Raw genomic sequence first — 13,230 nt, forward strand, 5'->3', positions numbered from 1 at the left:
AATAACTTTCGTGTCAGCCCGTGCCTTTGGCACGTGTCAGACGTTGTTGCCATAGGAAGAACCGGTCCACCTGGGGAGGCCGCGTCAGTCGCGAGGAGGATGAAGGCGATGCGCGTAGGAGCATTTGTACTGGCGGCCCAGTTCCCGGGCCAGGGACAGGGCGAGGCACTGCACCGGGCGGTGCGGACCGCGGAGGTGGCGGAGGAGGCCGGGCTCGACTCGGTCTGGCTGGCCGAGCACCACTTCGTTCCGTACGGGGTCTGCCCGTCGGCGGTGACCCTGGCGGGCCTGCTGCTGGGCCGGACCCGCCGGCTGCGGGTGGGTACGGCGGTGAGCGTGCTGCCGAGCACGCACCCGGTCGCCCTCGGGGAGCAGGCGGCGCTGCTGCACGTGGCGTCGGGCGGCCGTTTCACCCTGGGGGTGGGGCGCGGCGGGCCGTGGGTGGACCTGGAGGTCTTCGGAGGCGGCCTGGACGCCTACGAGAACGGCTTCCCGGAGTCCCTGGACCTGCTGCGCCGATGGCTCACCGAGGCGCGGGTGGGCGCCGCCGGGGAACGGTACGCCTTCCGCGAGGTGGCCGTCGTACCGCGGCCGTCGGAGGCCCTGGACGGGGACGGGTCGGGGCCGGAGGTCATCGTGGCCTGCACCTCGCCGTCGTCGGTGCGGATGGCCGCGCGGCGCGGGCTGCCGATGCTGCTGGGCATGCACTGCGGGGACGAGAACAAGGCCGAGATGGTCGCACTGTGGCGCAGCACGGCGCTGGCGGCGGGCCACTCCCCCGAGCACGTCGCCGCGGCCGGGCACGTCTCCGCCGGGGTGTGCCAGATCGCGGACAGCACCGCCGGCGCGCGCGAGACCCTGCTGAAGTCCATGCCGGGCTGGCTCAGGCTGGGCCTGGACGCGCACGTGACCGTGGACGGCCGCGTGCGCGCGATGCGGGATCCCGTCGCCTACACGGAACTGCTGTGCGACCTGCATCCGGTGGGCACCCCGGAGCTGGCGGCGGACCGCCTGGCGGCCACCTCGGCGCGCACGGGCATCACGCGCTTCGCCCTCCTGACGGAGGGCTCCGGAGATCTCGCCGCGACGGAGGAGAACGTACGACGACTCGGCGCCGAAGTCCTGCCCCGTCTCGGCTGAGATCTACCGGCTCGGGCCTCGGCTCAGCAGTCCCGCAGTTCCGGCGACTGGTTGAGCAGCTGACCGCGGATCGAAGTGAACTTGGCCAGCCGGTCGTCCACCGAGGGATCCAGCGGGAAGACCGCCACCCGGTGACAGTTCTGGAATGCCAGGCGCACTCCGAAGTGCCGCTGCAGCGCACCGCGTATCGCGTCACTAGCGAGTGCGCGCAACAGCTGCCCACGCGCCTGCTCGTCGGGCGGCGGCGTCTGGTTGTCGGCGAACTGTCCGCCGTCCACCTTCAGCTGGGCCACCAGCGAGCTGATCATCTCCCATGCGAAGGGCAGGGAGGTCCGGACGCAGTCGACGAAAGCGGCTTCGTCGACCTCGCCTCGCTCGGCCTGTTCGAGTAGGGCCGGTGAGACGTCGAGCGACATGGGTTCTCCTCTCGCGACCCCGGCTGACTGGTTGCCGGAGTCTTACGGGCAGGGAAGGAGATCGCGACGCAGAGTGCACGCTCGACAACCTCCCGCTCACCACGGTAGGCGCCCGCTGGGTGACGCACCAGGAGAATGCGCATACAACGCGCCATCGGCGAACGGGGCTTTCAGGGGCGAATCGCGTGGAGGGCCGTAGGTCGAGTAGCGTTGCCGACCATGCGTCTCGTGATTGCCCGCTGCTCCGTCGACTATGCGGGCCGGCTCACCGCCCACCTGCCCTCGGCACCCCGTCTGATCCTCGTGAAGGCCGACGGCAGTGTCTCGATCCACGCGGACGACCGGGCGTACAAACCGCTCAACTGGATGTCGCCTCCGTGCACCCTCAAAGAGGGGAGCGGGGACGACGCCGGCGTGTGGACGGTCGTCAACAAGGCGGGCGAGAAGCTCATCATCACCATGGAAGAAGTCCTCCACGACTCCTCCCACGAGCTCGGCACCGACCCGGGTCTCATCAAGGACGGCGTGGAGGCGCACCTCCAGGAGCTGCTCGCCGACCGCATCGAGACCCTGGGCGAGGGTTACACCCTGATCCGCCGCGAGTACATGACGGCGATCGGCCCGGTCGACATCCTGTGCCGGGACGCCTCGGGCGCGACGGTGGCGGTGGAGATCAAGCGCCGCGGCGAGATCGACGGCGTGGAGCAGCTGACCCGCTACCTGGAGCTGCTCAACCGCGATCCGCACCTGGCCCCGGTCCGCGGCGTCTTCGCCGCGCAGGAGATCAAGCCGCAGGCGAAGGTGCTGGCGACGGACCGCGGGATGGACTGCGTGGTCCTGGACTACAACGCCCTGCGCGGCATCGAGGACGACAAGCTCCGCCTGTTCTGACCCCCCGTTGAAACGAAACGGCTCCGTCCTCCCGGACGGAGCCGTCGGCGTTTCAGGGGGTGACGACCGGCGAGGTGGCGGTGGCCGTGCCCGTCACCGTGCCGGTTTCCGTGGGAGTCGGCGCAGCGGTCTCCGTCGGCTCCTGGGTCGGCGTCTGGGAGTTCGTCGGGGCCGAAGAGGACGTCGGCGCCTGGGAGTTCGGGGGCGTCGTGGAGGGGCGCCGGGACGGGGTACGGCCGGGAGTGCGGCCGGGGGCCGGGGCGAGGCTCGCACCCGGGGCCGGAGCCGTGGAACCCTGCGAGGGGGCCGTCGCGGGCTGCTCCGGCGCAGGATCGTTCCCTCCGGTCTCCTGGGCCGTCGAGGGCGTCCTGGAGGCCTCCGGGGTCGAGGACACGGCCGGCCCCTGCGCGGGCGGCTCACTGTCCGAGGAGCTCATCGCGAAGCTGACGACCGTGCCCAGCGCCACCGCGGTCAGCGCTCCCGCGGCGGCCAGCATCACGAGCTTGCGGCGGCCTGCGTCCCGGCGGGGCGGCGCGGCGGGAACCGGGGCCGCGGGGGCGGGTGCGTCCTGCTTCGGCGACAGCGGGAAGGCGTCCTCGAACACCGCCGACAGCGTCGTGGGCGGCTCCGAGCCCTGGGTCACGGGCACCACCGGGGTCATCCGCGTGACCGCCTCGGCGGAAACCGGGACCGGAGCAGCGGCGGGGGCCGCGGGCGCCCCGGCGGTCAGCGGCGAGGCGGGGAGGGCCGGAGCCGGGCGGGTGGCCGGGGAGGTCCGGACGGCCGCAGCCGGCCGAACGGCCGGGGTCGCCCGGGTGGCCGGGGTCGCCGGGGTGGCGGGGGTCTTGCGGGCGGCCGGGGTCGCCACGGTCACGGCCTCGGCGGCCGGGGTCGCCACGGTCGCCGCCTCGGTGGCCGGGGTCGCCACGGTCACGGCCTCCGAGGCCGCCGCGGGCGCTTCCAGGCGCAGCGGCGGCGATGCCGTCGCCCCAGCGACCTCACGGTCCACGACCAGCGCCAGCGCCCGCCGGCCCGCCACGGTGCCCCGCTTGTCGGCGAGCGCGCCCCGCAGCCCGATCGAGGTCTCCAGCTCGGCGCGGGCCCGGTCGAGCCGCCCCTCGCACAGGGCGAGCACCCCGAGCTCGTGGTGGAAGTACGCCTGCTCGGCGACCTCTCCCGCCTTGCGCGCGGCCTCGGCCCCCGAGCGCAGCACCCGCTCCCAGGCCTCCCAGTGCAGCGAGGCCGCGAAGGCGGGGGCGGCCGTACGCGCCAGCACCGCCGCCGCCACCACGTCCGCGCCGGCCAGCGCCGCGAGCACCGCGTCCGCCTCCGCCGCCACCCGCTCCGGGACCACCGAGGCGTGACCGGTCCACCAGGCGTAGTGCCGGGCGGCCGTACGGGCCTCCTCCGACGCGGTGTCCCCGTAGCCGACGTCCTCCAGCTGGCGGGCGACGCCGGCGGCCAGCCGGTAGCGCGTCCCGACGGGCGTCAGCAGCCCGCAGGCCAGCAGTTCGGCCACCGCCGTGTCGGCGTGGGTGTCCCCCACGAGCGCCGGCAGGTGGGCGTGGTGCGGCAGTTCGCCGCCCAGCGCGCACGCGATCCGCAGGGCCGCCCGGGCCGACTCGCTGACCCGCGACGCCAGCAGCTCCGCCGGGGCCGCGCCCTCGGCGAGCGTCGGCAGCGGGACCACTCCGCTGTCGCGCGGGCGCTCCTCGAAGACGCCCGGCTCCTCCTCGTCGTCGTCCTCGCCGCTGTGGTTGAGCTCGTCGCGCTGGCGCAGCATCGCGGCGGCCTGCACGAAGCGCAGCGGCAGGCCCTCGGAGGCGAACCTCAGGTCGCCCGCCCAGGCGGCCTCCTCGTCCGTCAGCGGGCGTCCGAGGCCCGCCTCCAGCAGGAGCACGCAGTCGGCCTTGCCGAGGCCGGTGAGGAAGACCTCTTCGATGTGGGAGTCGTCGGAGGGGGCCTTGGTGTCGGGAGTGGCCGCCAGCAGGTAGGCGCATTCGGGGGTGGCGCGCAGCAGCTCGTCGAGAGCGCTCCCGCCCATCTCCAGGTCGTCGAGGAGGACGACGGCCCCGATGTCGCGCACGCGGGCGAGGAGCTCGTCGCGTTCGGGGCGTTCCCGCGGGGCGTCGTACACGGTCGCGTAGAGCGCGTGGAGCAGTTCCCCGGGCTGCTGGTGCCCGTGGCCGCTGAGCCGTACGACACCGTCGGGCGCGACGCCCGCGCACTGGGCGGCGACCGCGTCGAGCAGTGCGCTGCGGCCGGACCCGGACGGGCCGGTCAGGCGGACCGAGCGGCCGCGGCCCAGGAGCCGGACGAGCCGCTCCAGCTCCTCGTCCCGGGCGAGCAGGGGCCGGGCGGATATCGGGGAGCCCGGCAGTACGGGCGGTCTGGCGGCGGTGTCCCGGGCCGCGCGGGCCGCGGCGTCGCGCTTGGCGGGGCGGGCGCGCTCGGTGCCCGGCCGCAGCGGTTCGATCTCGCTGCCGTCGACGGGGTTGACGGTGAGGGTGAAGTCGCCGGCGGTCAGGGTGACGACCCGCGCGGGCCCGGCGGACGCGGGCGACGCCGACGCGGGGGACGCGGGCGCGGAGGCGGGCGGCGCGGTGCCGCCCGCGGCCTGCTCGTCCCGCTCGCTCTGCCCCTGTGTACGGTCCATGACCCAGTCCCCCGATCGCGGGCCGCGCGCCTCGCCGTCGTACCGCCCGGCCGTCGCGCACCCGCTGTCGCCACTGGTCCGGTTTCCGCCCGAACCCTAGACCGTGGCCGGGCGTGCGGGAAACCGCAGGGGCTCGATCACCACCGGACCGTTACTTTCCGCAGGAAATGCAAAGGTCAGCGGCTTGCGGGTCAGACCCTGGGGAGGGACTCGGCTTCCAGGCCGCCCTCGATCGCGAGGATCCGGTGCAGCCGGGTCGCGACGAGCAGCCGCTGCATCTGCGGAGGCACCCCGCGCAGGACGAGGCGTCGTCCGGTCCGGCCGGCCCTCCGGTGCGCGCCCATGATCACGCCGAGGCCGGTCGCGTCCCAGGAGTCGAGCCCGGTGAGGTCGAGCACGAGGTCGCCCTGGCCGTCGTCGAGGGCGGTGTGGAGGACCGTACGGGCGTCCGCCGCGCTGCGCACGTCGAGGCGGCCCCCGACAGCGAGTTCGGCGTGGTCGCCCCTGATGTGCATGTGTACTCCCGGCAGTACTGCGTACGTATGGCAACTGGCCCGTGGTCGGCAACTCTCACTGCAACTGACTGCCGCACGGGCAGGGAAGTTGCCGACCGTGAGCGAACCGATACCTAATTCACCCTGACGGGTGAAGGCATTCGAACGATGGCGCTCAGTGGCTGGACCGCTCTCAGTGCTTGTAGAAACCCTGGCCGCTCTTGCGGCCGATGTCCCCGGCGTCCACCATGCGGCGCATGAGCTCCGGCGGCGCGAACTTCTCGTCCTGGGACTCGGTGTAGATGTTGCTGGTGGCGTGCAGCAGGATGTCGACGCCCGTGAGGTCGGCGGTGGCCAGCGGGCCCATCGCGTGACCGAAGCCCAGCTTGCAGGCGATGTCGATGTCCTCGGCGGAGGCGACGCCCGATTCGTACAGCTTGGCGGCCTCGACGACCAGCGCGGAGATCAGACGGGTCGTCACGAAGCCGGCGACGTCGCGGTTGACGACGATGCAGGTCTTGCCGACGGACTCGGCGAACGCCCGGGTGGTGGCGAGGGTTTCGTCGCTCGTCTTGTAGCCGCGGACCAGCTCGCACAGCTGCATCATCGGGACGGGCGAGAAGAAGTGCGCGCCGACGACCCGCTCCGGACGCTCCGTCACGGCCGCGATCTTGGTGATCGGGATGGCGGAGGTGTTGGAGGCGAGGATGGCGTCGTCGCGCACGATCTTGTCGAGGGCGCGGAAGATCTCGTGCTTGATCTCGATCTTCTCGAAGGCCGCTTCCACCACGATGTCGACGTCGGCGACGGCGTCCAGGTCGGTGGTCGTCGTGATGCGGGCGAGCGCCGCCTCGGCGTCCTCGGCGGTCAGCTTGCCCTTGGAGACGAACTTGTCGTACGAGGCCTTGATCCCGTCCGTGCCCCGGGTCAGCGCGGCGTCGGTGACGTCGCGCAGCACGACGTCCCATCCCGCCTGAGCGGAGACCTGAGCGATCCCGGAACCCATGAGTCCCGCACCGATGACGGCGAGCTTCCCAGCCACTGCACACCCCTCGTTGTTCTCAAATACGGCACGGCTTCGTAGCCACTCCGGCGGAGACTAGCGCCCGGGGGGTGCGGTGTGACCGCGAAGTAACACGCGTCACGTCTCAGATGACGGACATCACACCGGTACGGCCCATGACCGGTGCGCTGCCTCACAGTTCGCGCGTCGCCGGCGCCGCCGCGCGCCCGGCGGGCCCGTCTACCCTGGCCGCATGGTGAACCTCACGCGCATCTACACCCGTACCGGCGACAAGGGCACGACCGCCCTGGGCGACATGAGCCGCACGGCCAAGACCGACCTGCGGATCTCCGCGTACGCCGACGCCAACGAGGCCAACGCGGCCATCGGGACGGCCATCGCGCTGGGCGCCCTGCCCGCCGAGGTCGTGAAGGTCCTGGTGCGGGTGCAGAACGACCTGTTCGACGTGGGCGCGGACCTGTGCACCCCGGTCGTCGAGAACCCGGAGTACCCGCCGCTGCGCGTGGAGCAGTTCTACGTCGACAAGCTGGAGGCCGACTGCGACCTCTTCCTGGAGCAGGTGGAGAAGCTGCGCAGCTTCATCCTGCCCGGCGGCACTCCCGGCGCGGCCCTGCTGCACCAGGCCTGCACGGTGGTCCGGCGCGCCGAGCGGTCGACGTGGGCGGCGCTGGAGGTCCACGGGGAGTCGATGAACCCGCTCACCGCCACCTATCTCAACCGCCTCTCCGACCTCCTGTTCATCCTGGCCCGGGTGGCCAACAAGGAGGTCGGGGACGTGCTGTGGGTGCCGGGCGGCGAGCGGTAGGCGGGGTCAGCGCTCGGAGCGGGCCAGGGAGGGCTGCTCCTCGTCGGCGCCCGCGGGCGCCTTCGGCGGCCACACCGTGTAGCCGACCGCGACGAGCGCGTGGATGGCGACCGCCCGCAGGGCGCCGGACTGCCACGCCCGCAGCGAGCTGATGTCGCCCGCGTCGCCCACGTACCAGATCGCCGCCTGGAGCAGGCCGACGCCGACGGCGGCGGCGAGGACGGTCCGGGTCCACAGCTTCCACTCGTGCGCGACCCGGGCCTTCCCGTAGCCGGCACCGGCCGGCTTGGGGCCTCCGGCCAGCCGGTGGGCGGCGTGCCCGTCGAGCCATTTGATCGTGTAGTGGCCGTACGCGACGGTGTAGCCGATGTAGAGGGCGGCCACGCCGTGCTTCCAGTCCGGCTCGGCGCCGTTCTTCAGGTCCATCGTGGTGACGACGAGCAGCACCAGCTCCATCAGCGGCTCGCACAGCAGGACCGCGGCCCCCAGCCGTGGCATCTTCGCGAGGTAGCGCAGGGCGAGTCCCGCCGCCAGCAGGACCCAGAAGCCGATCTCACAGGCGATGATCAGCGCGACGATCACGGGACTCTCCGTCCGCTCGGTTTGGTCGTTCCCCTCAAGGCTCCCGTCCGCCGCCGCCCGATTCGTCGTCGCGAATGACCATGTGTGTCTGCACCCTTCGATGTACCCGCACCTCGGCCGCTCCGCCGAGGTGCGGGGCACGTACACCCTGTTGGATGGGACCGTGACCGAGAAGAGCCTGCGCCCCCACCGTGACGACGTCCTCCTCGCGGTGGTCAGCGTCGCCGCGGGCCTCGTGTTCTGGTCTCTCGGCGTCTACAGCAGCCCCGGGCGCGGCTCGCTGCCGGCCTGGGCCGCCCTGGTGCCCCTCGTGGTGCTCGGCGCGATGGAGCTGTTGCGCCGCACCGCACCGCAGGTGACCCTGACCGTCGGCACGGTGGGGGTGATCGCCGACCAGTTCACCGTCGGCAGCCTCGCCACCGTCGTGATCTTCACCGACCTGATGTACGCGGCCGTCGTGTACGGGAAACCGGCCATGGCCCGGCGGCTCCCGGTGACCACCGGCCTGATCACCGTCGTCGTCACCATCGCCTCGCTGGCCTGGCTGCGCACCCCGCAGGCCCTGCTGATCGGCGCGGTCACCGGCATCGTGAGCTTCGCCCCGGCGCTGACCGGAGCCACCCTGCGCAACCACCGCGAGGCCGCCGAGGCCGCCCGGCTGCGCGCCGAGCAGACGGCGCTGCTGGCCGAAATGGACCGTAGTCAGGCCGTGGCCGCCGAGCGCGCCCGGATGGCCCGCGAGCTGCACGACATGGTGGCCAACCACCTCTCCGCGATCGCCATCCACTCGACCGCCGCGCTCTCCATCGACACGGCCGCGACCAGCCGCGACGCGCTCGGCGTGATCCGCGAGAACAGCGTGCAGGGGCTGGCCGAGATGCGCCGCCTGATCGGGCTGCTGCGGGACGCCGGGGGCGATCAGGAGGCGGTCGCGGTGCCCTCGCTGGACGGCCTCGACGCCCTGATCGGGCAGGCCGGGACCAACGGCTCGGCGAGCGGGCTCACCTTCGTACTGCACGACGACCGGCCGTCCGGGGAGCCGGCGGCGGCCCCCGTGGAGCTGGCCGCGTACCGGATCGTCCAGGAGTCCCTGACCAACGCACTCAAGCACGCGGCCCCCGGCACGGTGACGGTCCGCGTGGCGCACGAGGACGGGCTGCTGAGCGTGGTGGTGGACTCGCCCTACGGGGAGCGCCCGGGGCCCCGCGCGCCGGGTTCGGGCGCCGGGCTGATCGGCATGAGGGAGCGGACGGAACTGCTGGGCGGGAAGTTCACGGCGGGTCGGGCCGGCAGCGTGTGGCACGTGCGGGCGATCCTGCCCGCCGAGGAGAAGGCGGTGGAGATGTGACCATCCGGGTGGTGGTGGCCGAGGACCAGGCCGCGGTGCGGGCCGGGCTGGTGCTCATCCTGCGCAGCGCGGGCGACATCGAGGTGGTGGGCGAGGCGGCCGACGGGGAGGAGGCGGTGCGCCTGGCCCGGGAGCTGCGGCCGGATCTCGTCCTCATGGACGTGCAGATGCCCCGGCTCGACGGGGTGTCGGCGACCCGCCAGGTGGTCGAGGAGGGTCTGGCGGACGTGCTGGTGCTGACCACCTTCGACCTCGACGAGTACGTCTTCGGGGCGCTGCGGGCGGGCGCCTCGGGCTTCCTGCTGAAGAACGCGGACGCGGCGGAGCTGATGGCGGCCGTACGGACCGTCGCGCGCGGGGAGGGCCTGATCGCCCCGGCGGTCACCAGGCGGCTGATCGCGGAGTTCGCGGCGCCGCGTCCGGCGCGCACCGGTCCGTCGCCGGAGCGGGCGGCGGCGGTCGCCTCCCTCACCCCGCGCGAGCGGGAGGTGCTGGCGGCGCTGGGAGAGGGACTGTCGAACGCCGAGATCGCCGAACGCCTGGGCATGGCGGAGGCGACGGCGAAGACGCACGTCAGTCGCCTGCTGGGCAAGCTGGAGCTGCGCAGCCGACTCCAAGCGGCGGTCCTGGCGCAGGAGTTGGGCATCTGACGGACGACGGGCGGCACCGGTCTGGACCTCTTGACGGTTGGTCCAGACCTTTCTACTCTCACGGCAACACTGTGGTGAGCGTGCCATGACAAAGCGTGCTCACGGGCGGCGCAGGTCCCACCCCCATGTCGAAGTCGGCCCCACGACCGCGACGGACCTACGGAGGATCACCCTTGAGCACAGCATCCCCACCCCCCACCAGGCGCACCCGGTTCTTCACCCGAGTCGCGGCGGTCGTCGCCGTGCTCGCCCTTCCCGTCACCGGGCTCGTGGCCCTGGCAGGCCCGGCCCAGGCCGCCGCGTCCGCGACCGCGACGTACACCAAGGTCTCCGACTGGGGTTCCGGCTTCGAGGGCAAGTGGGTGGTGAAGAACACTGGCACCACCACGCTCAGCAGCTGGACCGTGGAGTGGGACTACCCGGCGGGCACCTCGGTCACCTCGGCCTGGGACGCCACCGTGACCGGCTCGGGCACCCACTGGACGGCCAAGAACGTCGGCTGGAACGGCACCCTCGCCCCCGGGGCGACCGCCAGCTTCGGCTTCAACGGCACCGGCTCCGGCGCGCCCGGCGGCTGCAAGATCAACGGCGCCTCCTGCGACGGCGGCACCCAGCCCGGCGACAATCCCCCCACCGCTCCCGGCGCCCCCGCCGCGAGCAACGTCGCCGACACCTCGCTGACCCTGACCTGGACCCCGGCCACCGACGACAAGGGCGTCAAGAACTACGACGTCTACCGGGGCTCCGCCAAGATCGCCACCGTCACCGGGACCAGCTACGCGGACTCGGGCCTGACCAAGGGCACGACGTACACCTACAGCGTCACCGCACGCGACACCATCGACCAGACCGGCCCCTCCTCCGGCTCCACCACGGTCACCACGACCGGCGGGACCGTGCCCCCGGACCCGGGCGACAAGGTCAAGCTCGGCTACTTCACCAACTGGGGCGTCTACGGACGCAACTACCACGTGAAGAACCTGGTCACCTCGGGTACGGCGGGCAAGATCACGCACATCAACTACGCCTTCGGCAACGTCCAGAACGGCCAGTGCACGATCGGTGACGCCTACGCCGACTACGACAAGGCCTACACCGCCGACCAGAGCGTCGACGGCGTCGCCGACACCTGGGACCAGCCGCTGCGCGGCAACTTCAACCAGCTGCGCAAGCTGAAGAAGCAGTACCCGAACATCAAGGTGCTGTGGTCCTTCGGCGGCTGGACCTGGTCCGGCGGCTTCCCGCAGGCCGCCGCCAACCCGACCGCCTTCGCCCAGTCCTGCTACAACCTGGTCGAGGACCCGCGCTGGGCCGACGTCTTCGACGGCATCGACCTGGACTGGGAGTACCCCAACGCCTGCGGCCTGTCCTGCGACAGCAGCGGCCCGGCCGCCTTCAAGAACCTGATGCAGGCCGTGAAGGCCCGGTTCGGCGCGAACAACCTGGTCACCGCGGCCATCACCGCCGACGCCTCGGACGGCGGCAAGATCGACAAGGCCGACTACGCGGGCGCCGCGCAGTACACCGACTTCTACAACGTCATGACGTACGACTTCTTCGGCGCGTGGGCGGCCCAGGGTCCGACCGCCCCGCACTCCCCGCTGACCTCGTACGCGGGCATCCCGCAGGCCGGCTTCAACTCGGCCGACGCCATCGCCAAGCTCAAGGCCAAGGGCGTGCCCGGCTCGAAGCTCAACCTCGGCATCGGCTTCTACGGCCGCGGCTGGACCGGCGTCACCCAGGCCACCCCCGGCGGCACCGCCACCGGACCGGCCCCGGGCACGTACGAGCAGGGCATCGAGGACTACAAGGTGCTCAGGAACAGCTGCCCGGCCACCGGCACCGTCGCCGGCACGGCCTACGCCAAGTGCGGCAGCAACTGGTGGAGCTACGACACCCCCGCCACCATCGCCGGCAAGATGACCTGGGCCAAGCAGCAGGGCCTCAGGGGAGCCTTCTACTGGGAGTTCAGCGGCGACACCACCAACGGTGAGCTCGCGAACGCGGTCCACACCGGGCTCCAGTAGGCAGACGGAAGCCGGGGAGACGGGTCCGCCCCCGTCTCCCCGGCTTCTTCATGCCGTCTCGCCGTACCCCGCCGGGGTACGGGGCCGTCGTACCGGGCCTCTAGGCGACGTTCACCCGCTGGCCGGGCGGAGCCGCCTCCAGCCACGCCAGGAAGCCCGTCAGCGCGTCCTCGCTCATCGCCAGCTCCAGGCGGGTCCCCCGGTGGAGACAGCCGAGCACGACGGCGTCGGACAGCAGGGCCAGCTCCTCCTCGCCCTCCGGGGCGCGGCGGGCCAGCACCTCGATGGAGGACCGCTCCAGCAGTCGGCGCGGCCGCGGGGAGTACGAGAACACCCGGAACCACTCGATCCGGTCACCGCTGTAGCGCGCGACCCCGTAGACCCAGCCCTTGCCGGAGATGTCCGGTTCCTCGGACACACCCCAGCGCATGCTGCAGTCGAAGGTTCCGCCGGACCGCTGGATCAGTCTGCGGCGCAGTCCGAAGACGAACAGCCCGATCACCACCAGGGCTACGACCAGGCCGCTCACAAGCAGAGCGAGGAGCATCTTCACCGACCTCCTCGCTCATCGAATACGCATGAGAAAAAACGGACCTGCATCGCCTCAGCCGCGACCCGGTCTGGAAAATTCCAGAACGGACCGCGGCTGAGGTCTGCCGAGTCCCGAAGGTCGCCCCACGGGACTCAGCGGTTGAAACTCCGACGGGCGGTCAGCCCGTTACGGCGCGCAGCCGGACATCCGCGCGACGCTCGGCGGCCGCGTCGGCCTCCGCCTTCGCGCGCTCCAGTGCCCGCTCCGCACGCTGGACATCGATCTCGTCCGCGAGCTCGGCGATCTCGGCCAGCAAGGACAGCTTGTTGTCCGCGAACGAGATGAATCCGCCGTGCACCGCGGCGATGACAGTGTTGCCCTCGCTGGTGCGGATGGTCACCGGGCCCGATTCCAGCACACCGAGAAGCGGCTGGTGACCGGGCATGACGCCGATGTCGCCGGACGTGGTGCGGGCGACAACAAGGGTGGCCTCGCCGGACCAGACATTGCGGTCCGCCGCGACCAGCTCGACGTGCAGCTCAGCAGCCAAGGTGGCTCCTCGGGTCACCACCCGGCGGGTCGGCCGGGTGTTGGGTCAAATTCTAATGGGCGTGGGGAGAGGGACGGGACACACCCGCCCCTCTCCGTCGAACCGGATGCGCTCC

Annotated in this window: 13 protein-coding genes; 6 read left to right on the forward strand and 7 right to left on the reverse strand. The window is 72.2% G+C overall.

The annotated features are described in order from the left end of the window. The first annotated feature begins 108 nt into the window (after window positions 1-108). Window positions 109-1,140: an LLM class flavin-dependent oxidoreductase gene (locus OHA91_RS12810; RefSeq protein WP_031148295.1), complete on the forward strand. Its 1,032-nt coding sequence runs from the start codon at window positions 109-111 to the stop codon at window positions 1,138-1,140. 23 nt (window positions 1,141-1,163) lie between these two features. Here the strand turns inward: OHA91_RS12810 and OHA91_RS12815 are convergent, their stop codons facing one another. Then, a complete protein-coding gene (locus OHA91_RS12815; RefSeq protein ID WP_030037139.1) occupies window positions 1,164-1,556 on the reverse strand; it encodes an SCO5389 family protein in 393 nt (130 codons plus the stop codon). A 219-nt stretch (window positions 1,557-1,775) separates the two neighbouring features. On the opposite strand from OHA91_RS12815, the gene nucS reads away from it, so the two are divergent. Continuing rightward, window positions 1,776-2,447: an endonuclease NucS gene (gene nucS, locus OHA91_RS12820; RefSeq protein WP_031148292.1), complete on the forward strand. Its 672-nt coding sequence runs from the start codon at window positions 1,776-1,778 to the stop codon at window positions 2,445-2,447. Window positions 2,448-2,499: 52 nt separating this feature from the next. Here nucS and OHA91_RS12825 read toward each other — a convergent pair whose 3' ends face one another. From OHA91_RS12825 to OHA91_RS12835, 3 genes are all read right to left on the reverse strand, one after another. Beyond that, the gene (locus tag OHA91_RS12825) at window positions 2,500-5,103 is read right to left on the reverse strand and encodes an ATP-binding protein (RefSeq protein ID WP_328739248.1); all 2,604 of its coding nucleotides are present in this window, start codon (window positions 5,101-5,103) and stop codon (window positions 2,500-2,502) included. 191 nt (window positions 5,104-5,294) lie between these two features. Beyond that, window positions 5,295-5,618 carry an STAS domain-containing protein gene (locus OHA91_RS12830; protein WP_031148287.1) on the reverse strand — a complete coding sequence of 108 codons (324 nt, stop codon included), beginning with the start codon at window positions 5,616-5,618 and terminating at the stop codon, window positions 5,295-5,297. A gap of 172 nt (window positions 5,619-5,790) precedes the next feature. Further along, window positions 5,791-6,639, reverse strand: coding sequence for a 3-hydroxyacyl-CoA dehydrogenase family protein (locus OHA91_RS12835; RefSeq protein ID WP_031148285.1), 849 nt, complete (start codon window positions 6,637-6,639; stop codon window positions 5,791-5,793). A 214-nt stretch (window positions 6,640-6,853) separates the two neighbouring features. On the opposite strand from OHA91_RS12835, the gene OHA91_RS12840 reads away from it, so the two are divergent. Next, entirely contained in the window at window positions 6,854-7,426 is a 573-nt protein-coding gene (locus OHA91_RS12840) for a cob(I)yrinic acid a,c-diamide adenosyltransferase (RefSeq protein ID WP_031148283.1), read from the forward strand. Window positions 7,427-7,432: 6 nt separating this feature from the next. Here OHA91_RS12840 and OHA91_RS12845 read toward each other — a convergent pair whose 3' ends face one another. After that, window positions 7,433-8,008 (reverse strand): hypothetical protein, encoded by a 576-nt coding sequence (locus OHA91_RS12845; protein ID WP_031148281.1) that lies wholly within the window; start codon window positions 8,006-8,008, stop codon window positions 7,433-7,435. A gap of 163 nt (window positions 8,009-8,171) precedes the next feature. Between OHA91_RS12845 and OHA91_RS12850 the strand changes: the two genes are divergently transcribed. The 3 genes from OHA91_RS12850 (at window position 8,172) to OHA91_RS12860 (ending at window position 12,033) form a co-directional block, all read left to right on the forward strand. Next, the gene (locus OHA91_RS12850) at window positions 8,172-9,356 is read left to right on the forward strand and encodes a sensor histidine kinase (protein WP_381624895.1); all 1,185 of its coding nucleotides are present in this window, start codon (window positions 8,172-8,174) and stop codon (window positions 9,354-9,356) included. Further along, complete coding sequence (locus tag OHA91_RS12855) at window positions 9,353-10,006, forward strand: response regulator (RefSeq protein ID WP_031148277.1); 654 nt, start codon at window positions 9,353-9,355, stop codon at window positions 10,004-10,006. Before OHA91_RS12850 ends, OHA91_RS12855 begins: the two co-directional genes overlap by 4 nt. A gap of 125 nt (window positions 10,007-10,131) precedes the next feature. Then, window positions 10,132-12,033 carry a glycoside hydrolase family 18 chitinase gene (locus OHA91_RS12860; RefSeq protein ID WP_266497661.1) on the forward strand — a complete coding sequence of 634 codons (1,902 nt, stop codon included), beginning with the start codon at window positions 10,132-10,134 and terminating at the stop codon, window positions 12,031-12,033. 100 nt (window positions 12,034-12,133) lie between these two features. Here OHA91_RS12860 and OHA91_RS12865 read toward each other — a convergent pair whose 3' ends face one another. Together OHA91_RS12865 and OHA91_RS12870 are read right to left on the reverse strand one after the other, a co-directional pair. Then, window positions 12,134-12,580, reverse strand: a complete 447-nt coding sequence (locus OHA91_RS12865; protein WP_030660312.1) for a DUF2550 domain-containing protein — start codon at window positions 12,578-12,580, stop codon at window positions 12,134-12,136. Between the two features lie 163 nt (window positions 12,581-12,743). Continuing rightward, window positions 12,744-13,115, reverse strand: coding sequence for a F0F1 ATP synthase subunit epsilon (locus OHA91_RS12870; RefSeq protein ID WP_030027381.1), 372 nt, complete (start codon window positions 13,113-13,115; stop codon window positions 12,744-12,746). Window positions 13,116-13,230: the final 115 nt, after the last annotated feature.

The organism is Streptomyces erythrochromogenes (assembly GCF_036170895.1).
GTDB classification, from domain to species: domain Bacteria; phylum Actinomycetota; class Actinomycetes; order Streptomycetales; family Streptomycetaceae; genus Streptomyces; species Streptomyces erythrochromogenes.